Origin of the sequence: Halomonas sp. SS10-MC5 (assembly GCF_015992245.1) — a bacterium.
Lineage (GTDB): Bacteria > Pseudomonadota > Gammaproteobacteria > Pseudomonadales > Halomonadaceae > Halomonas > Halomonas sulfidoxydans.
In genome coordinates this window covers 517716-535811 of sequence record NZ_CP065435.1, presented here as the reverse complement: position 1 = coordinate 535811, position 18096 = coordinate 517716, and the positions used below count along the sequence as shown (strand labels likewise).

Here is an 18096-nt window from a genome sequence, read left to right as displayed (position 1 = left end):
CGTGAAAGGACAACTAGCAGAAGAAAATCAGCACCTCAGCCAAGGATTCAACAAAAAAATCGCAGCATCACTCGGCAATGAGCGCGCCACCGTAGATGGCCACGTACTCCACGGGCAGGCGCCGCGGCCGGCCCGTGGTGAGCTCGATGCAGGCGAAGCGGGTGCGCGCCCGCAGCAGGGTGCGACCGTCGGCGGGTCGGACGAGCTGGAAGCGCCGGGTCAGGGTCAGGCGACCGTCGCAGCCGACGATCCAGGTGGCCAGCGCAAGGCGCTCCCCCTCGAAGGCGGGTGCCAGGTAGTCGAGCTCGTGGCGATGCACGGCCATGGCACGGTCCAGTTCCCGATAGCGCGCCAGGTCGAGGCCCAGATGCCGCGAATGCGCCCAGCTCACCTGCTCGACCCAGCGCAGGTACGCGGCATTGTTGGCATGGCCGTACTCGTCGATGGCCGAGGCCTCCACCTCGAGCTCGATGACGTACGGGTCGGGAAGATCCCACTCCTGTGACAATGTCGCCTCCTTGCCGGGTTACTTCGCCAGCTCAGTCTCTCGTCGCACCACAGCGCCAACAGGCCTCGAACACTCCCTCCAACGCCTCACCACAGCCGGAACAGGTCCAGCCCGGCGCTTCACTGCCGCCCGTCATGGCCTCGTGGATCAGCGCCTCGGCGCGTTCACGGTTGTGTGGCGCCACCCATACCTCGGGCTCGCACTCGCCCAGCGGCAGCTCGCCCGCACCGCCGCCCAGCACCATGTTGCGCAGCTCCACGGGAATTCCCGCCGCCGCCAGCAGGTTGTGCACGTGGCTGACCAGCAGCGCGTTGGAGTGCGCGAAGACACGAACGTAGCCGCCCATCTCAATCCCTGAAAACCCTGACGCCGAGCGCCTTCAGATAAGCCGTCTCGGGAATCGCCGGGTGTACCGGATGGTCCGCCGCCTGGTGACCCTGGTAGATCACCTGCCCATGACGATCCTGGTGGCGCACCGCGCCGCGTACCACGTCCACCAGCCGCTCCGGCGCCAGGTGCATGGAGCAGGAGGCCGACAGCAGCAGGCCGTCGCGTCCCAGCAGGCGCATCGCCTCGCGGTTGAGCCTGGCATAGGCGCGCTCACCGTTGGGAATGTCCTTGCGCTTCTTGATGAAGGCCGGGGGGTCGAGGATCACCACGTCGAACTGCTCGCCGTCGGCCTTGAGCGCCGCCAGCGCCTCGAAGGCGTCGGCTTCGCCTACCGCCACCTGCTCGTGCAGGCCGTTCAGGGCCGCATTCTCGGCCACCCGTTCCAGCGCCTGGGCGCTGGCGTCCACGCACAGCACCTCGCGGGCGCCGTGGGCCGCCGCCTGCACGCCCCAGCCGCCGACGTAGCTGAACAGGTCGAGCACCCGCTTGCCGGCCACCAGGCCATTGAGCCAGGCGCGGTTGGCGCGGTGATCGAAGAACCAGCCGGTCTTCTGCCCGTCGAGCACCGGCGCGTGGAAGCGCACGCCGTTCTCTTCCATCAGCACGGGGCCGTCGAGTTCGCCCTTGGCCACGGTGACCTGGCGCTCGAGCTGCTCCTGGCGCCGCCCGGAGGAGTCATTCTTGAACACGATGACCCGTGGCGAGAGCACCTTGTCGAGCGCGGCCACGACCTCCTCGGCCAGGCGCTCCATGCCCAGGGTATTGAGCTGCACCACCAGCACGTCGTCGAAGCGGTCCACCACCAGCCCCGGCAGCAGGTCGCCCTCGCCGTGCACCAGGCGGTAGAACGGCTTGGCGTAGAGCCGCTGGCGCAGGGCCAACGCCTGGTTGAAGCGGTGCACCAGCAACGAACGGTCGAGGCGCATGCCGGGGTCGCGCGACACCACCCGGGCGCAGATCAGCGAGTTGGGGTTGACGTAGGCCACGCCCATGGCCTTGCCGCCCGCGGCCTCGACCACCACCTGGGCGCCCGGCTCGAGGCCCTTGAGCGGCGTGGCCTCGGTGTCGACCTCGTTGGAGTAGAGCCACAGGTGGCCGGCCTTGAGGCGGCGATCGGCATTCTTCTTGAGGCGCAGGGTCTGGGTCATGGCAGGTCTCGTGGAATGGTAATCATCGTTGGCAAGAAGGACAGAACACACTGGCCCGCTGGCCCAGCGTCACCAGCCGCAGCTCGCCATTGCAGCGCCGGCAGCCCTGGCCATGGCGGCCATAGACGTTGAGACGCTGCTTGAAGTAGCCCGGCTCGCCGGTGCCGCTGACGAAGTCGCGCAGGGTGGTGCCGCCCTGGGTGATGGCCGCGGCGAGCACCTCGCGTACCGCCGCGGCCAGGCGCGCGTAGCGCTCGCGGGAGATGCGCCCCGCCGCCCGGCGCGGGTCAATGCCGGCCAGGAACAGCGCCTCGCTGGCGTAGATGTTGCCCACGCCGACCACTACGGCATTGTCCATCAGGAACGGCTTCACGGCCATGCGTCGGCCGCGCGAGAGCCGGTAGAGCCGCTCGCCGTCGAAAGCCTCGGAGAGCGGCTCGGGCCCCAGGTTCGCCAGGCGCGGGTCGCTCTCCCGGCTTCCGGCAAGCCAGTCGACGAAGCCGAAGCGGCGCGGATCGTGGTAGCGCAGGATGCCACCGTCGTCGAGCACCAGGTCGACATGGTCGTGCTTCCTGGGCAGTTCGCCCAGCCGGACGATGCGCAGGCTGCCCGACATGCCCAGGTGCCAGATCAGGCTGCCGGCGCCCTCGCCCCGGCCCTCGATCGGCAGCAGCAGGTACTTGGCGCGGCGCGCCAGGACGCCGATGCGCGAGCCCACCAGGCGCTCGATGAAGTCGTCCGGCACCGGCACGCGCAGGCGCGGCTGGCGCACGATCGCCTCGACGATCTCGCGCCCCTCCACGTGAGGAGCGATGCCGCGGCGGGTGGTCTCGACTTCGGGAAGCTCGGGCATGGCGAGTAAATCCGGGGAATAGATACGCCTGAACCCGGCAGGGCCGGGTTCAGGAGGACAGGTCTTGCTACCTGCGGCTGGAAGCCGTCAAGCCGCCAAGGGCGCCCGTCGACAGCGGCGGACGCCGGATCGGCTCACTTGATCTTGGCTTCCTTGTACATCACGTGCTTGCGGACAACCGGATCGTACTTCTTGAATTCGAGCTTGTCCGGGGTGTTCCGCTTGTTCTTGTCGGTGGTGTAGAAGTGGCCGGTACCGGCGCTGGACACCAACTTGATCTTGTCACGCATGACTGCTGTCTCCCTGAGGTTCGCTTAGACGGCTTCGCCGCGCTTGCGGATGTCGCTGAGCACCTCGTCGATGCCCTTCTTGTCGATGATGCGCATACCCTTGGAGGAAACCCGCAGCTTGACGAAGCGGTTCTCGGACTCCACCCAGAAGCGGTGGGTGTGCAGGTTCGGCAAGAAACGACGGCGGGTCTTGCGCTGGGAGTGTGAAACGTTGTTACCAGTCACCGGGCGCTTGCCGGTAACCTGACATACTTTGGACATGGGAGCCTCCAACCGCTTGGCCAGGTGGTCAAACCTGTGTGTTCAAAACCTGTCGGGCAAACCGGGAACGACCCCGTTGTCATTTGACCCAAGGGAATTCAAAGGCTGCACTTTATAGCAGAGTGCGCCCCGGCAGGCAATAGTAGGCGCGTATTCTACCTTTCCTGCCGCCTAAAGCCACCCTCTCTCTGCAAAAGATACGACTTCCCCATCGCCGACCACGAAGTGGTCCAGCACGCGGATCTCGAACAATCCCAGCGCTTCGCGCAGCCGCTCGGTGATGCGCCGGTCGGCGTCAGAGGGCTCGGCCACGCCGGAAGGGTGGTTATGGGCAAAGATGAGCGCCCCGGCGCCCAGCTCCAGCGCGCGGCGCGCCACCTCGCGGGGGTAGACCGAGGCGCTGTCCAGCGTGCCGCGGAACAGCGACTCGAAGCGGATCACGCGATGCTGGGTGTCGAGGAACAGCGCAGCGAACTCCTCGTGGCCCAGGTGGCGCAACTGGGTGGCCAGATAGGCGCGCACCAGGGTGGGCGAGGTCAGCGCATTGCCGCGCGCGAGCTCGGCGGCAAGATGACGCTTGGAGAGCTCGAGGGTGGCCTGGAGCTGGACGAACTTGGCCGTGCCCAGCCCGCGTTCGGCGCAGAAGCGAGCCTGGTCGGCCTCGAGCAGTTGGCGCAGGCCGCCGAACGCGCCGAGCAGGTCGCGGGCCAGGTCCACCGCCGAACGCCCCGCTACTCCTACGCGCAGGAAGATCGCCAGCAGCTCGGCATCCGACAGTGCCTCGGCGCCCAGCGTCAGCAGTTTTTCCCGCGGGCGCTCGCCCTCGGGCCAGTCGCGAATCGACATCCCCTGTCTCCTTGCTACGCTTTCCCTGGTGATAGGAAGTCACCCATTGTAACCGACCTTGGCCGAAGGCTGCGGCTGCGCAACTTCAACGGCAGTGGTAAGGTAGGCGGTCGGGTTTCAGCTCAGGGAAACAGCATGGCAACGCAACTCGCACAACGGTTTGCCGGCCGGCGCATCCTGCTCGGCATCAGTGCCGGCATCGCCGCCTACAAGAGCGCCCAGCTCGCCCGGCTGCTCAAGCAGGCGGGCTGCGAGGTTCGCGTGGTCATGACCGAAGGCGCCCAGGCCTTCATCACCCCGTTGACGCTGCAGGCGCTGACCGGCGAGCCGGTGCGCACCTCGCTGCTCGATCCCGAAGCCGAGGCCGGCATGGGGCATATCGAGCTGGCCCGCTGGGCCGAGACGATCCTGATCGCCCCGGCCACCGCCGACCTGATGGCACGCCTGGCTCTGGGCATGGCCGACGACCTGCTCACCACCCTGTGCCTGGCCAGCGACGCCGAAAAGGTGATGGCGCCGGCCATGAACCAGGCCATGTGGCGCCATGTCGCCACCCAGCGCAACGCCGAACGCCTCGCACAGGACGGCTGGCGGCTGCTGGGGCCGGCCAGCGGCGACCAGGCCTGCGGCGACGTGGGGCCGGGCCGCATGCTCGAGCCCGAGGCGATCGTGGCCGAACTCATTCAGCCCAGCCGCGAGGCTGCACAAGGCCAGGCGGCGCGGGTCGGGGACGCCCCGGCCCGGGGCCTGCACGTGGTGATCACCGCCGGCCCCACCCGCGAGCCGCTCGATCCGGTGCGCTACCTCTCCAACCACAGCTCGGGAAAGATGGGCTTCGCCCTGGCCGCCGCCGCGGCCGAGCTCGGCGCCCGGGTCAGCCTGATCAGCGGGCCGGTGAGCCTGCCGACCCCCGTGGGAGTCGAGCGCACCGATGTGGAGACGGCGCGCCAGATGCACGAGGCGAGCCGCCGCCTGGCGGCCGACTGCGACCTGTTCATCGGCTGCGCCGCGGTGGCCGACTATCGCGCCGCGACGGCCGCCGAACACAAGATCAAGAAGCGCGAAGGCGAGGAAGGCCTGACCCTGAAGCTGATCAAGAACCCCGATATCATTGCCGATATCGCCCATACGCGCGATGCGGCCGGGGGACGCCCCTTCGTGGTGGGCTTCGCCGCCGAGACCCGCGATCTCGAGGCCTATGCGCGCGACAAGCTCGAGCGCAAGCGGCTGGACATGATCGTCGCCAACGACGTCTCGGCCGCAGGGCTCGGCTTCGGCGCCGACGACAACGCCGCCCTGCTGCTGTGGCGCGACGGCGAAGGGGAAGGCGGCGAGCAGTTGCCGCCGCAGCCCAAGCGCGAGCTGGCCAGGGCAGTGATCGAGCGAGCGCTCGGCTGCCTGACCTCCCGCCCCGTACACTGAACCCAAACCTGCCCGGAACCCGCAGAACCGACGGAGCCACCATGTCCGATTCCCGACCCCGACAACCGCGCCTGGCCGTCAAGCTGCTCGACGAGCGGCTGCACGACTACATGCCCCGCTACGCCACCCTGGGCTCCGCCGGGATGGACCTGCGTGCGCTGCTCGATGCGCCGTTGACCCTCGAGCCCGGCCAGTGCGAACTGGTGCGCACCGGGCTCGCGATCCATATCGGCGACCCGGACCTGGCCGGCCTGATCCTGCCGCGCTCCGGGCTGGGCCACAAGCACGGCATCGTGCTCGGCAACCTGGTGGGTCTGATCGATTCCGACTACCAGGGCGAGCTGATGATCTCCGTGTGGAACCGCGGCACCAACACCTTCGTGCTGGAGCCCTTCGAGCGCCTGGCCCAGTATGTGCTGGTACCGGTGGTCCAGGCCGAGCTCGACGTCGTCGATGACTTCGAGGCCAGCCTACGCGGTGAAGGCGGCTTCGGCAGCTCGGGCCGCCACTGACCGCAAGAACGCCGCAAGCGTCCCAAGGAGCGGTGACGCCCGGCAGCGCCGTCGCAACCTGGCATCAACGAACCCACCACTGTCTGACAAGGAACCGCTATGAGCCAAGTCGAGAACAGCCCCATACCGGCCTCCATATTCCGCGCCTACGATATTCGCGGCATCGTCGACGACACCCTGACCGAGGCGACCGTCGAGCAGATCGGCCGAGCCATCGGCTCGGAGGCCGCCGCCCGCAACGAGTCCACCGTGGTGGTGGCCCGCGACGGCCGCCTCTCCGGCCCGCGGCTGAGCGAGGCGCTGATGCGCGGCCTGACCGCCGCCGGCCGCGACGTGATCGACATCGGCATGGTGCCCACGCCGGTGCTCTACTTCGCCACCCATGTCCTCGAAGGCACCGCCTCGGGGGTGATGGTCACCGGCAGCCACAATCCGCCGGACTACAACGGCTTCAAGATCGTGCTGGGCGGCGAGACGCTCTCCGGCGAGGCGATTACCGCGCTGTACAAGCGCATCGAGTCCGGCGATCTCGCCGAGGGCCAGGGCAGCGTGCGGCACGAGGACGTGCGCGACGCCTACCTCGAGCGCATCGTCGGCGACATCCGTCTCGAGCGCCCGCTCAAGGCGGTGGTCGACTGCGGCAACGGCGTGGCCGGCGAGCTGGGGCCCAAGCTGATCGAGCGGCTCGGTGCCGACACCGTGCCGCTGTTCGCCGAGATCGACGGCAACTTTCCCAACCACCACCCCGACCCGGGCAAGGTGGAGAACCTGCAGGACGTGATGCGTGCGGTGAAGGAGACCGGCGCCGACATCGGCCTGGCCTTCGACGGTGACGGCGACCGCCTCGGCGTGGTCACGCCGAGCGGCAAGCTGATCTACCCCGATCACCTGATGATGGCCTTCGCCGAGGACATGCTGTCGCGCAATCCCGGCGCCCGCGTGATCTTCGACGTCAAGTGCACCGGCAACCTGGCGGGCGTGGTCGAGCGGGCCGGCGGCACGCCGGAGATGTGGCGCACCGGGCACTCGCTGATCAAGGCGCGCATGAAGGAGACCGGGGCTCAGCTCGCCGGCGAGATGAGCGGCCACATCTTCTTCCAGGAGCGCTGGTACGGCTTCGACGACGGCATCTACGGCGCCGCCCGGCTGCTCGAGATCCTCTCCAAGCAGGAAGACGACGCCGACACCTTCTTCGCCCGCTACCCGCAGGACCTCGGCACGCCGGAGATCAACGTCCACGTGACCGACGAGAACAAGTTCGAGCTGGTCGACAAGCTGGCCCGCGAGGGCGACTTCGGCGAGGACGGCGTCAAGACCACCCTCGACGGCATCCGCGTCGACTATCCCGACGGCTGGGGGCTGTGCCGCGCCTCCAACACCACGCCGGTGCTGGTGCTGCGCTTCGAGGGCAAGAGCGACGCCGCCCTCGAGCGTATTCGTAACCGTTTCGCCGACGCCCTCAAGCAGGTCGACCCGGCGCTGACGCTGCCGAGCTGACGGCGGCGTTTCGTATCCCCGAGGAAGGACCATGACCGAAACGACCCGTGACCCGCGGTTGGTAGTGGAAGTGCTCTCCGAGGCACTTCCCTACATCCAGCGTTTCTCCGGCAAGACCGTCGTCGTCAAGTACGGCGGCAATGCCATGACCGAAGATGCCCTAATCGACTCCTTCGCCCGCGACATGGTGCTGATGAAGGAGGTCGGCATCAATCCCGTGGTGGTACATGGCGGCGGCCCGCAGATCGGGGAATTGCTGGCCAAGCTCAAGATCGAGTCGCGCTTCGTCAATGGCATGCGGGTTACCGACTCGCAGACCATGGATGTGGTAGAAATGGTGCTCGGCGGGCTGGTCAACAAGGAGATCGTCAACCTGATCAACCAGTGCGGCGGCAAGGCGATCGGCCTCACCGGGAAGGACGGCGCCCAGATCCGCGCTCGCCAGCTCAAGGTCGAGCACCAGACGCCGGAAATGACTGCCCCCGAGATCATCGACATCGGCCACGTGGGCGAGGTCGAGCATGTCTCCACCGACCTGATCGAGATGCTCGCCGAGCGCGACTTCATTCCGGTGATCGCCCCCATCGGCGTCGACGCCAAGGGTCACAGCTACAACATCAACGCCGACCTGGTGGCGGGCAAGGTGGCCGAGGCGCTGGGGGCGGAGAAACTGATGCTGCTGACCAACGTGGCCGGCCTGATGAACGCCGAGGGCGAGGTACTCACCGGGCTGACCACCGCCCAGGTGGACGCCCTGATCGCCGACGGCACCATTCATGGTGGTATGCTGCCCAAGATCCGCTGCGCGCTCGACGCCGTGAAGGGAGGCGTACGCAGTGCGCATATCATCGATGGCCGCGTGGCGCATGCCACGCTGCTGGAAATCTTCACCAATGCCGGGGTCGGCACCCTGATCACCGATGCCGACCAGCAAGGGAACGACAGCGCCTGAAGAGGCGCTCGCCCCGTGCCGGCCATGGGGCGAGCACCTCCGGCCACCCAATAACCAGAAGACACACTTCGACATGACGCAGGCAACACAGACCTCCAGCCGGCGCGAGCAGATCCTGCAGGCGCTCGCCCTGATGCTGGAAGAAGACAGCGGCAAACGCATCACCATCGCGGCGCTGGCGCGCCAGGTGGGCGTTTCCGAAGCCGCGCTATACCGCCATTTCCCGAGCAAGGCCCGCATGTTCGAGGGGTTGATCTCGTTCATCGAGGAGACCCTGTTCGAGCGCATCAGCCGCATCCTCGACGAGATGCACGAGGCCGTGCCGCGCTGCGGGCAGATCCTCACCCTGCTGCTGGCCTTCGCCGAGAAGAACCCGGGCCTCTCGCGCCTGCTCGAGGGCGACGTCCTGACCGGCGAGACCGAGCGGCTGCGGCTGCGTATCCACCAGCTTTTCGAACGCCTGGAGACCCAGCTCAAGCAGGTGCTGCGCGAAGCCGAACTGCGCGAACGGCAGCGTACCGTACTGCCGGTATCGGCCACCGCCAACCTGCTGATGGCCGTGGCGGAGGGGCGCATCTCCCAGTACGTGCGCAGCGACTTCCAGCGTCGCCCCACCGAGCACTGGGACGACCAGTGGGCGCTGCTCTCGGCCCAGTTGATGCGCACGCCGATCACCCAGAGCGCGTAGGCGCCCAGCCCGCCAAGCAAAAGCCCCGGTTCACGGAACCGGGGCTTCGTCGTCGGGGCAATGTGGCGCTCAGGCCGCCAGGGTGTCGCCCAGCTGCTGACGGATCTTCTTCATGGCGTTCTTCTCGAGCTGTCGGATGCGCTCGGCGGAGACGCCGTAGACATCGGCCAGATCGTGCAGCGTGGCCTTGTCGTCGGCCAGCCAACGACGCTGGAGGATGTCGCGGGAACGCTCGTCCAGCGCCTCCAGGGCCATCTTCAGGCGACGATTGGCATCGTCTTCCCAGTCGCTGTCCTCGAGCTGGACGGCGGGATCGGAGCCGTCATCGTCCAGGTAGTGGACCGGCGCCTGGTAGGCGGCCTCCTCGTCGTCGCTCGGCGAGACGTCGAAGCCGGCATCGTGGGCCGAGAGGCGGCCCTCCATCTCGCGCACCACCTCGGGCTTGACGTCGAGGTCGCGGGCGATGGCGTCGACCTCGTCGTTGTTCAACCAGGCCAGGCGCTTCTTGGCGCTGCGCAGGTTGAAGAATAGCTTGCGCTGGGCCTTGGTGGTGGCGATCTTGACGATGCGCCAGTTGCGCAGCACGAATTCGTGGATCTCGGCCTTGATCCAGTGCACGGCGAAGGAGACCAGCCGCACCCCCTGGTTGGGATCGAAGCGCTTGACGGCCTTCATCAGGCCCACGTTGCCCTCCTGGATCAAGTCGGCCTGGGGCAGGCCATAACCTGAGTAGCTGCGTGCGATGTGCACGACGAAGCGCAGATGCGACAGCACCAGGCGACGCGCCGCCTCCAGGTCGCCTTCGTCGTGAAGGCGGAAGGCGAGTTCGCGCTCTTCCTCGGCGGTCAGCATGGGAATGCCATTGACCGCCTGGATGTACCCGTTGAGGTCATGTCCCGGTGAGAGCTGGCCCACCGGAAGAAGACTGGTGCTCATAGCAGGTTGTCTCCCTGAAAACCCATCTACATAAAGACCGATGTCTGTTTCAACCGCTTGTTTGACGATCGAATATCGATAATGTTCCCTGTCTGGCGACAGGGTGGCAGATGCCGCACGATGTCGCCAGCGAGCGGATGCGGCCGGTATCGCCAGAGGATGGGCCTATCGGGGCCGCACCTCCGCGAGGTGGCGGCTCACGGCGATCCAGGCACCCAGCCAGCCCAATAGTGTACTGCACAACAGCAGCGTTGCCGAGCCCCCCGGCCCCAGCCGCGGCAGTGTGAAGGTGGCACCGTAGCTCGCCGCCAGGGCGCTGACCGGCGCCGCCAGCCACTGGTTGCCGAGCCCCAGCAGCCCACAGGCGAGCAGGCCGCCGCCGAGCCCGTACCAGGCCCCGCTGTAGAGGAAGGGGCGGCGCACGAAGGCATGGGTGGCACCGATCAGCATCACCACCTCGATCTCCTGGCGGCGGCTCTCCACCGCCAGGCGGATGGTGTTGCCCACCACCAGCAGCACGCCCAGGCCGAACAGCACGCCGAGCGCCAGGGCCAGGCGGCTGCCCAATTCGGCCAGGTGGCGCAGCCGCTCGAGCCAGGCCAGGTCGAGCCGCACCTCGTCGACGCCGCTCAACGTCTCGAGTTCGCCGGCGAGCCGGCGCACTGCCTCGGGGGCCGGGTCGACGGGCACCACCACGATGCTGGCCGGCAGCGGGTTGTCCTCGAGCCGACCCAAGGCATCGTCCAACCCCAGCGCCTGCTGGAACTCCGCCATGCCTTCGGCGGCAGTGATCAGGCGGCTGCGGGCGACGCCCTGCTGGGCGGCCACGGCCTCGCCGATGCGCCCGGCCTGGGCCTCGTCCACGTGGCGCTCCAGGTAGGCCGTCAGGGTAGCGCTCTCGTCGAGTTCGGCATCGAGCAGGCGCGCACTGTCCAGCGCCAGCCACAGCGCCGCCGGCAATACCAGGGCAATGGCAATGGCGAGCATGGTGAGCAGGCTGCCGATGGGGGCTCGCAGCAGGCGCCGGGCACTATCGAGGCACATGGCACGATGGTGGCGCAGCCAGCCGCGAAAGCGGCTGGAGGAGCGGGTGCGCTGAGTGCGCGCGCCGCGCGGCGGCGCGGGCGGCTGCCGGCTCATGCGGCCTCCTCGTCGGCTACCAGACGCCCATCGCGCAGGCGCAGCACGCGGTGCCGCAGGCGGGCGATCAGCGCCAGGTCGTGGCTGGCGATCATCACGGTGGTGCCGATGCGGTTGAAGTCCTCGAACAGCGCCATGATGTCGGCCGAGAGCTGCGGGTCGAGGTTACCGGTAGGCTCGTCGGCGAGCAGCAGCGAGGGCTTGTTGACCACCGCCCGGGCGATACCCACCCGCTGCTGCTCGCCGCCGGAGAGCTCGATGGGCAGTGCCTTCTCGCGATGCAGCAGCCCCACCTTGTCCAGCGCCGCGCGCACCCGGCGGGCCGCCTCACGCGGATCGACCCCGCGGATCTCCAGCGGCAGCGCCACGTTGTGGAAAATGGAGCGGTCGAGCAGCAGTTGGTGGTCCTGGAACACGACGCCGATCTGGCGGCGGTAATAGGGCACCTGGCTGGGGTGCAGGCGGCCGATGTCGTGCCCGGCGACCAGCACCCGGCCGCGAGTCGGCCGCTCCAGCAGCATGATCAGGCGCAGCAGCGAACTCTTGCCGGCGCCCGAATGGCCGGTGAGGAAGAGCATCTCGCCGCGCTGCACGCGGAAATCGATGTTGGCGAGTGCCTCGAAGCGCCCGCCGTAGCGTTTCCCCACATGCTCGAAGAGGATCATGACGAGGCGGCAGCCCCCCCGTCGCCCTGGTCGAAGAGGGCGTCGACGAAATCGCGGGCCTCGAAGGGGCGCAGGTCGTCGAGGCCCTCGCCCACGCCGATGAAGCGGATCGGCGTGCCGAGCTGCTTGGCCAGGGCAAAGATGATGCCGCCCTTGGCGGTACCGTCGAGCTTGGTCAGGGTGATGCCGGTGACCGGCACCGCCTCGTTGAAGGTATTGGCCTGGGAGAGCGCGTTCTGGCCGGTGCCGGCATCGAGCACCAGCATCACCTCATGGGGGGCATCCCCGTCGAGTTTGCCCATTACCCGGTGCACCTTCTTGAGCTCTTCCATCAGGTGGCTCTTGTTGTGCAGCCGCCCGGCGGTGTCGGCGATCAGCACGTCAACCTTGCGCGCCTTGGCCGACGCCACGGCATCGTAGATCACCGAGGCGCTGTCGGCGCCGGTGTGCTGGGCGATCACCGGCACCTTGTTGCGCTCGCCCCATACCTTGAGCTGCTCCACCGCGGCGGCACGGAAGGTGTCGCCGGCGGCCAGCATCACGCTGCGCCCCTCGCGCTGGAAGCGCTGGGTCAGCTTGCCGATGGTGGTGGTCTTGCCGACACCGTTGACGCCAACCACCAGGATCACGAAAGGCCCTTCGCTCTTGGCCGGCAGCACGAGAGGCTTGGCCACGGCGTCGAGCATCACGGTGAGTTCGTCCTGCAGCGCACGATAGAGTGCCTGGGGCTCCTTGAGCTCCTTGCGCGAGACGCGCTCGGTAAGACGCTCGATGATCTCGCTGGTGGCCTCGATCCCCACGTCGGCCATCAGCAGTTGGGTCTCGAGGTCCTCGATCAGCTCGTCGTCGATCTGCTTCTTGCCCAGGAACAGCCCGGCGACACCCTCGGTGAGGTTGGCGCGGGTCTTGCCCAGGCCCGAGCGGATGCGCGCGAACCAGCCCCGCTTCTCGGCGGCCGGTTTCTCCTGCAGCGCCGGGCGGGCAGGCTCGGGTTCGGGTTCGGGTTCGGGTTCGGGTTCGGGTTCGGGTTGTGATTGAGGCTCGGGCTCGGGTTCGGGTTCGGGTTCGGGTTCGGGTTGTGATTGAGGCTCGGGCTCGGAGGCCAGCGCCTCCTCACGCAGCACCTCGTTCTCCTCTTCCCGGCCGACCTCATCGACTGCTTCGGTCCGGTCACGCACCTCATCCGCCGCCGGGCCAGCCATGGCGGTCTCCTCGGGGCGCGGGGCGTCGACGACGTCCGGCTCGGCGGGCGCCGCCTCCCGCTCCGCCTCGGCAGCCGTTTCACTCGTCGGCGCACCTTCGCGGGACGCCTCCTCCTCGTGCTCTTCATCAGGCTGAGTCGACTGCCGCTCCTGCTGCTCTTCCTGCTGGGATTCCTGCTGCTTCTTGCGCTTGAAAAAACCGAACATGGGGGAATTCAGCCTCACGGGTGAATGATCGCTACATCCTAACACCGCGCACCATGACTGTGGACACGGCGCCGGGTACAATTCCGCCGCATGACACGTCGCCGCTCCTCCCCTCGTTCACGCTCCCGCCCCGGCGCTCGCCCGTCCAAGGGTAGCGGCCGCCTGCGCATCATCGGCGGCGAGTATCGCCGACGCCTGCTGCCGGTACTCGACAGCCCGGGCCTGCGCCCCACGCCCGACCGGGTGCGCGAGACCCTGTTCAATTGGCTGGCCGCGGCCACGCCGGGCGCACAGGCGCTCGACCTGTTCGCCGGCACCGGCGCACTGGGTCTCGAAGCGCTTTCCCGCGGCGCGGCCTCGGTGCTGTTCGTCGAACGCGACGCCAGGGTCGCCGGAGCTCTTGCGGACAATCTCCGCACCCTGGGCGCCAGCGAGCGGGGCCGGGTGCAGGCCGGGGATGCCCTCGCCCTGCTCGCCGCCGGGTCGGCCGACGCTGCCTTTACCCTGGTCTTCCTCGATCCACCCTTCCGCCAAGGCCTGGCGGAGCCCTGCTGCGAATACCTGGAGCGGGGCTGGCTCGCCGCGGAGGCGTGGATCTACCTGGAGGCCGAAACGGCGCTCGACGTACACGTTCCCGCCAACTGGGCGCTGCATCGCGAGGTGCGGGCCGGCGATAGTACCGGGCGACTCTACCGGCGCCGGTAGTCAGCCGGCCCGGCGTCGCCGTTCGGCTACGCTTGCCGAGCCTTGGCCTCGGCGTTACGCTGCGCAACGGAATCAGCGCGGGCAGGCGCCCGCCCCGGCAGGACGTCATTCAGGAGAACACGATGAGCACCGAACTCTTCAACCGGCTCGAACAGAAAGTGGCCAGTGCCGTCGAGGCCCTGGAACTGCTGAAGATGGAGGCCGAGGAACTGCGCGAGGAGAACAGCCGGCTGAAGCACGAGCGCGAGGAGTGGGAGCGCCGCCTGACCGCGCTGCTGGGCAAGTTCGACGAGGTGGAAACCGAGCGAGGCTGAGCCCTGGCGTTTCCGGCCGTGCGTCCTGGCGCCTCACCGCACCAGCCGTCTCAAGGCCGACGCGACATCAGAACGGCATCCTCCCTGCGTGCGTCGGCCGCCTCCTCCAGAGGCGGGTAATAGCCGCGGCGCCGCCCATCCTCGCCGAAGCCCGCGTGGCGATAGAGTTCGAGGGCCGGCACATTGCCCGCTCTTACCTCGAGCAGCAGCCGCTCGCTGCCCCATTGCCGGCACTGCTCGATCGTCGTTTCCAGCAGCGCGGCGGCCAGGCCGCGCCGACGCATGTCGGGCGCCACCAGCATGGCCTGTAGTTCCGCCTCGAAGGGCAGCCTGGCGACCACGGCATGGCCGACGAGCCGGCCGGCCATCTCCGCCCCCAGTACCAGACAGCCGGCATCGCTCAGGGCGGCCTCGAGCTGGCGACGTGACCAGGGGCGCAGCTGACAGTTCTCCAGCGCCACCAGGCGCTCCAGATCGTCGGTCGTCAACCGATGGATGGCGAGTTCAGTCATCGGTCTCGCTGTCAGACCGGGACCAGGCCCGCCGCCACTCCAGCAGGGTAGGCCACAGTTCACGCTTGGCCGCGGCGCTCTGCGCCAGCTCGCCCAGCGCGGGCCCCTGCCACGCGGGCAGGCCAAGCAGCTCGAATGCGCCCTGCTGCGGGCCAAGCAGCCGATCCAGGGCTTCGTCGCGACCGAACACCAGGATACGTTCGAGCGCCCAGCCCCGTCGACGCGTGCCTTCGATGAAGGCCTGCAGCCCCTCGCGCGCCTCTTCCAGCGGCGCCTCGACCGGCAGGTTCTCCATCGGCGGCCAGCGAAACGTCTCGAAGACCAGCGAGGGCTCGGCTGCGATCCCGGCCGCCTGCAGCAGGTTGCCCAGCAGCTGTCCCTGGTCGCCCGGCGGCGCCTCCCCGGGCACGGTCACCAGCCAGCGCCCTGCCAGGCACGCCACCTGCAGGGTGAAGCGCAGCGGCTCCTGGCCCGGCTTTGCCGCCTCGGGAGCCGCCGCCTCGCTGGCCGCCGGCCCGGCCTCCTCATCGGCAGAGGCGATGCCCAGCAGCTGACGAGCGCGGTTGGGAGACGACGCCCTCGGCGGCTCCGCGGCCGGCGGTCCGGGAGGGGCCTGGCGCGCGGCGGCATCCGCCTCGTCGAGCAGCGCATGCAGGCGCTCGGCGGGCGGCGTGGCGGCGGGCCGCTCGGGCAGCTCCCACGCGCAGGCCTCGGTCGGCCGTGCGTGGGGCAGCCGGTAACGCGCCACCCAGGCCGTCAGCCCCATCGCCTCCAGGTACTGCAGACGCTGCGGTTCGGTAGTCACGCACCGGCACCACGGCAGTTGGGGGAGTCGGGGCGCGCCTCGCCGCGGGCGGCCCACTCCTGCGGGGTATAGAGATGCAGGGCCAGGGCATGCACCGGCCCCGAGAGCTCATCGGCCAGCAGCGCATAGAGACGCTGGTGGCGCTTCACCGGCATCAATCCCTGGAAGTGTTCGGACACCACCGTGACCTTGAAGTGGGTTTCGGAATTGGCCGGCACGGCATGCCGATGACTCTCGTTCTCCACCGCCATATGGGTGGGTTCGAGGGCCTGCAGCTTCTCTTCGATATCGGCCTGAACGCTCATGAGGGCTCCTCGATCATGGATGTCAGGTCATTGTACTCGCTTGCTCGGCGACTGCACCTGCGCGGCCTCCTCGCGACAGCCCGCCTGGGCGGCGCCGGCCAGTGACACCCGCGCCAGGCTGGCCAGGAGCGCCAGCAGGCAGGCCAGGCAGCCAGCCCACAGCGTGGCCTGCACCGGCGCATTGGCCGCCATGAAGGCACCGACCAGCGCCACGCCGAGGGATTGGCCCACGGTACGCGTGGTGCTGAGCACGCCCGAGGCGCTGGTGCTCAGTTCGTGCGGCGCACTGGTCATCATTTCGCGGTTGTTGGGCGGCTGGAACAGACCGAAGCCGATGCCGCACAGCGCCGTGCGCCACAGGCTGTCCAGCACACCGGCCGCCTGCGGCAGCAGCGCCAGCGAGGCGAGCCCCAGCATCAGCACCACCAGCCCCAGGCTGGCCATGAGGCTGGGATTCATCCGGTCGGCCAGGCGACCGGCCAGGGGGCCGACCAGCATGATGGCCAACGGCCAGGGCGTGAACAGCCAGGCGGTGTGCAGCGGCGAGAACCCCATCTCCTGCTGGTAAAGGAACGACAGCGCGACGAAGGCCAGCCCCTGACCGACGAAGGCGAGCCCCGACGCCGACACCGCCAGGCGGAAGCGCGGCACCCGGAACAGCCGTGGCGGCAGCAGTGGGTGGCTGGCCCGGCGCTGGCGGCGCAGGAACAGCCCGCCCGTCACCACGCTGAGCGTCAGCCAGGCCAGCGACTGCCACGGCGCCGCACCGTGGCCCAGGGTATCCATGGCCAGGAAGAAGCTTCCCAGCGTGACCACCGAGCCCAGCGCCCCGCGACCGTCGAAGCCGCCGCGGCGCCCCTTCTCGCGGGGCAGCGCACGCCACGCCAGCCACAGCGCGACGAGCCCCAGCGGCAGGTGCAGGGCGAACAGCCAGGGCCAACTGACCACCGACAGCACCAGCCCACCCAAGGCCGGTCCGGCGGCATAGCCGCCCGCTACCACCAGGGCGGAAAGCCCCAAGGCACTGCCTAACAGGCGAGTGGGAAAGATCGAGCGATAGAGCGATGGGCCGATGGAGAGCGTGGCCGCCGCCCCGAGCCCCTGCAGGGCCCGAAAGAGCAGCAGCCACTCCAGGCTGCGCGACAGTGCCGCACCCAACGAGGCAACCACGAACAGCGCCAGCCCGGCCACGTAGAGCCGGCGGCGACTGATCATCTCGCTGAAGGAGGCGCACACCAGCAGGAAGGCGGCGCAGACGATCTGGAACAGGTTGGTGACCCAGACCGCGCGGGCGTCGGAGACCTCGAGGTCACGCGCCATGGACGGCAGCGCAATGTTGACCATGGTGACGTCGACCACGGCCATCAGCGTACCGAGGATCAGCGCCAGTACCGCCAGGCGTCGCTCGGGCCCCGGCAGGCCGTCGTCGCCGGGCCGGGTGGAAAAGAGTCGGCTCATTTGGTTCCCATCAGGGCTTGGTACATAACGAGAAAACCGGCCGCAGCCGGTTCTCGAAGATCAACGAAGGAGCGAATCAGTCCTGATCCGTCTCCAGCAGCAGGGAATCGTCGACCTCGGAGATCTCCAGCGCCGTCTCGTCGTCGAGGTCGATGGCCAGGTAGCTGTGCTCGACCTGCAGGAAGCGCTGGAACAGCGCCCAGTCCAGGGCCTCGGGCCACTGACGCTCGTCCTCTTCCCAGGCGCGCAGCTCGGTCTCGAGGATCTCGAGGTAGCGCTCCCGCACGAAGGCCTCCAGCGCCTCCGGGGTGTCCATCTCGGGAATCAGGTAGACGGTGCTTTCGCGTTCGACGTCGGCCAGGGTGAGGTCGTCCTCCCCCATGGTGGGTTCCAGGGCGTTGATCCAGTCCACGAAGTGCCGGGTCGGCCTGACGCTCAGGGCGGAGCGGTTGAGCAGTTTCATCGCGGTCTCCTCGACGT

23 protein-coding genes are annotated in these 18096 nt (G+C 68.5%); 7 read left to right on the top strand and 16 right to left on the bottom strand.

Annotation, left to right across the window (positions count from 1 at the left end; genetic code table 11):
• Window positions 1–67: 67 nt before the first annotated feature.
• From I4484_RS02500 to radC, 7 genes are all read right to left on the bottom strand, one after another.
• Entirely contained in the window at window positions 68–508 is a 441-nt protein-coding gene (locus I4484_RS02500; protein WP_197449470.1) for a thioesterase family protein, read from the bottom strand.
• A gap of 31 nt (window positions 509–539) precedes the next feature.
• Complete coding sequence (locus I4484_RS02495) at window positions 540–854, bottom strand: DUF2007 domain-containing protein (RefSeq protein WP_197449469.1); 315 nt, start codon at window positions 852–854, stop codon at window positions 540–542.
• Window position 855: 1 nt separating this feature from the next.
• The gene (locus I4484_RS02490) at window positions 856–2046 is read right to left on the bottom strand and encodes a class I SAM-dependent rRNA methyltransferase (protein WP_197449468.1); all 1191 of its coding nucleotides are present in this window, start codon (window positions 2044–2046) and stop codon (window positions 856–858) included.
• A 22-nt stretch (window positions 2047–2068) separates the two neighbouring features.
• Window positions 2069–2899, bottom strand: a complete 831-nt coding sequence (gene mutM / locus I4484_RS02485; RefSeq protein WP_197449467.1) for a bifunctional DNA-formamidopyrimidine glycosylase/DNA-(apurinic or apyrimidinic site) lyase — start codon at window positions 2897–2899, stop codon at window positions 2069–2071.
• Window positions 2900–3033: 134 nt separating this feature from the next.
• The gene (gene rpmG / locus I4484_RS02480; RefSeq protein WP_016417370.1) at window positions 3034–3189 is read right to left on the bottom strand and encodes a 50S ribosomal protein L33; all 156 of its coding nucleotides are present in this window, start codon (window positions 3187–3189) and stop codon (window positions 3034–3036) included.
• A gap of 24 nt (window positions 3190–3213) precedes the next feature.
• Window positions 3214–3450 (bottom strand): 50S ribosomal protein L28, encoded by a 237-nt coding sequence (gene rpmB / locus I4484_RS02475; protein WP_197449466.1) that lies wholly within the window; start codon window positions 3448–3450, stop codon window positions 3214–3216.
• 171 nt (window positions 3451–3621) lie between these two features.
• On the bottom strand, window positions 3622–4296 hold the full coding sequence (gene radC, locus I4484_RS02470) for a DNA repair protein RadC (RefSeq protein ID WP_197449465.1): 675 nt from the start codon (window positions 4294–4296) through the stop codon (window positions 3622–3624).
• Window positions 4297–4431: 135 nt separating this feature from the next.
• Between radC and coaBC the strand changes: the two genes are divergently transcribed.
• From coaBC to slmA, 5 genes are all read left to right on the top strand, one after another.
• Window positions 4432–5718, top strand: coding sequence for a bifunctional phosphopantothenoylcysteine decarboxylase/phosphopantothenate--cysteine ligase CoaBC (gene coaBC, locus I4484_RS02465; protein ID WP_197449464.1), 1287 nt, complete (start codon window positions 4432–4434; stop codon window positions 5716–5718).
• A 41-nt stretch (window positions 5719–5759) separates the two neighbouring features.
• Window positions 5760–6230 carry a dUTP diphosphatase gene (gene dut / locus I4484_RS02460; protein ID WP_197449463.1) on the top strand — a complete coding sequence of 157 codons (471 nt, stop codon included), beginning with the start codon at window positions 5760–5762 and terminating at the stop codon, window positions 6228–6230.
• A gap of 99 nt (window positions 6231–6329) precedes the next feature.
• Window positions 6330–7727 (top strand): phosphomannomutase/phosphoglucomutase, encoded by a 1398-nt coding sequence (locus I4484_RS02455; protein WP_197449462.1) that lies wholly within the window; start codon window positions 6330–6332, stop codon window positions 7725–7727.
• Window positions 7728–7758: 31 nt separating this feature from the next.
• Window positions 7759–8679 (top strand): acetylglutamate kinase, encoded by a 921-nt coding sequence (gene argB / locus I4484_RS02450; protein WP_197449461.1) that lies wholly within the window; start codon window positions 7759–7761, stop codon window positions 8677–8679.
• A 73-nt stretch (window positions 8680–8752) separates the two neighbouring features.
• Window positions 8753–9367: a nucleoid occlusion factor SlmA gene (gene slmA, locus I4484_RS02445; protein ID WP_197449460.1), complete on the top strand. Its 615-nt coding sequence runs from the start codon at window positions 8753–8755 to the stop codon at window positions 9365–9367.
• 69 nt (window positions 9368–9436) lie between these two features.
• On the opposite strand, the gene rpoH is transcribed toward slmA, so the two are convergent.
• From rpoH to ftsY, 4 genes are all read right to left on the bottom strand, one after another.
• Complete coding sequence (gene rpoH / locus I4484_RS02440) at window positions 9437–10303, bottom strand: RNA polymerase sigma factor RpoH (protein WP_197449459.1); 867 nt, start codon at window positions 10301–10303, stop codon at window positions 9437–9439.
• Between the two features lie 165 nt (window positions 10304–10468).
• Window positions 10469–11443, bottom strand: coding sequence for a permease-like cell division protein FtsX (gene ftsX / locus I4484_RS02435; protein WP_197449458.1), 975 nt, complete (start codon window positions 11441–11443; stop codon window positions 10469–10471).
• On the bottom strand, window positions 11440–12108 hold the full coding sequence (gene ftsE / locus I4484_RS02430; RefSeq protein ID WP_197449457.1) for a cell division ATP-binding protein FtsE: 669 nt from the start codon (window positions 12106–12108) through the stop codon (window positions 11440–11442). The genes ftsX and ftsE overlap by 4 nt, the downstream gene beginning before the upstream one ends.
• The gene (ftsY, locus tag I4484_RS02425; RefSeq protein ID WP_197449456.1) at window positions 12105–13517 is read right to left on the bottom strand and encodes a signal recognition particle-docking protein FtsY; all 1413 of its coding nucleotides are present in this window, start codon (window positions 13515–13517) and stop codon (window positions 12105–12107) included. The genes ftsE and ftsY overlap by 4 nt, the downstream gene beginning before the upstream one ends.
• Window positions 13518–13607: 90 nt before the next feature.
• Here ftsY and rsmD point away from each other — a divergent pair, with 90 nt between their 5' ends.
• The gene (gene rsmD, locus I4484_RS02420) at window positions 13608–14222 is read left to right on the top strand and encodes a 16S rRNA (guanine(966)-N(2))-methyltransferase RsmD (RefSeq protein WP_197449455.1); all 615 of its coding nucleotides are present in this window, start codon (window positions 13608–13610) and stop codon (window positions 14220–14222) included.
• Window positions 14223–14344: 122 nt separating this feature from the next.
• Entirely contained in the window at window positions 14345–14536 is a 192-nt protein-coding gene (locus I4484_RS02415; protein ID WP_197449454.1) for a cell division protein ZapB, read from the top strand.
• A 50-nt stretch (window positions 14537–14586) separates the two neighbouring features.
• Here I4484_RS02415 and rimI read toward each other — a convergent pair whose 3' ends face one another.
• The 5 genes from rimI to I4484_RS02390 all read right to left on the bottom strand — a co-directional run bounded on the left by rimI (window position 14587) and on the right by I4484_RS02390 (window position 18079).
• Window positions 14587–15048, bottom strand: coding sequence for a ribosomal protein S18-alanine N-acetyltransferase (gene rimI, locus I4484_RS02410; RefSeq protein WP_197449453.1), 462 nt, complete (start codon window positions 15046–15048; stop codon window positions 14587–14589).
• Entirely contained in the window at window positions 15041–15853 is an 813-nt protein-coding gene (locus I4484_RS02405) for a hypothetical protein (protein WP_197449452.1), read from the bottom strand. The genes rimI and I4484_RS02405 overlap by 8 nt, the downstream gene beginning before the upstream one ends.
• Window positions 15850–16158 (bottom strand): BolA family transcriptional regulator, encoded by a 309-nt coding sequence (locus I4484_RS02400; RefSeq protein ID WP_197449451.1) that lies wholly within the window; start codon window positions 16156–16158, stop codon window positions 15850–15852. The genes I4484_RS02405 and I4484_RS02400 overlap by 4 nt, the downstream gene beginning before the upstream one ends.
• A gap of 27 nt (window positions 16159–16185) precedes the next feature.
• Window positions 16186–17616 (bottom strand): MFS transporter, encoded by a 1431-nt coding sequence (locus I4484_RS02395; RefSeq protein ID WP_197449450.1) that lies wholly within the window; start codon window positions 17614–17616, stop codon window positions 16186–16188.
• Window positions 17617–17692: 76 nt separating this feature from the next.
• Window positions 17693–18079, bottom strand: a complete 387-nt coding sequence (locus I4484_RS02390; RefSeq protein WP_197449449.1) for a hypothetical protein — start codon at window positions 18077–18079, stop codon at window positions 17693–17695.
• Between the last annotated feature and the right edge of the window lie 17 nt (window positions 18080–18096).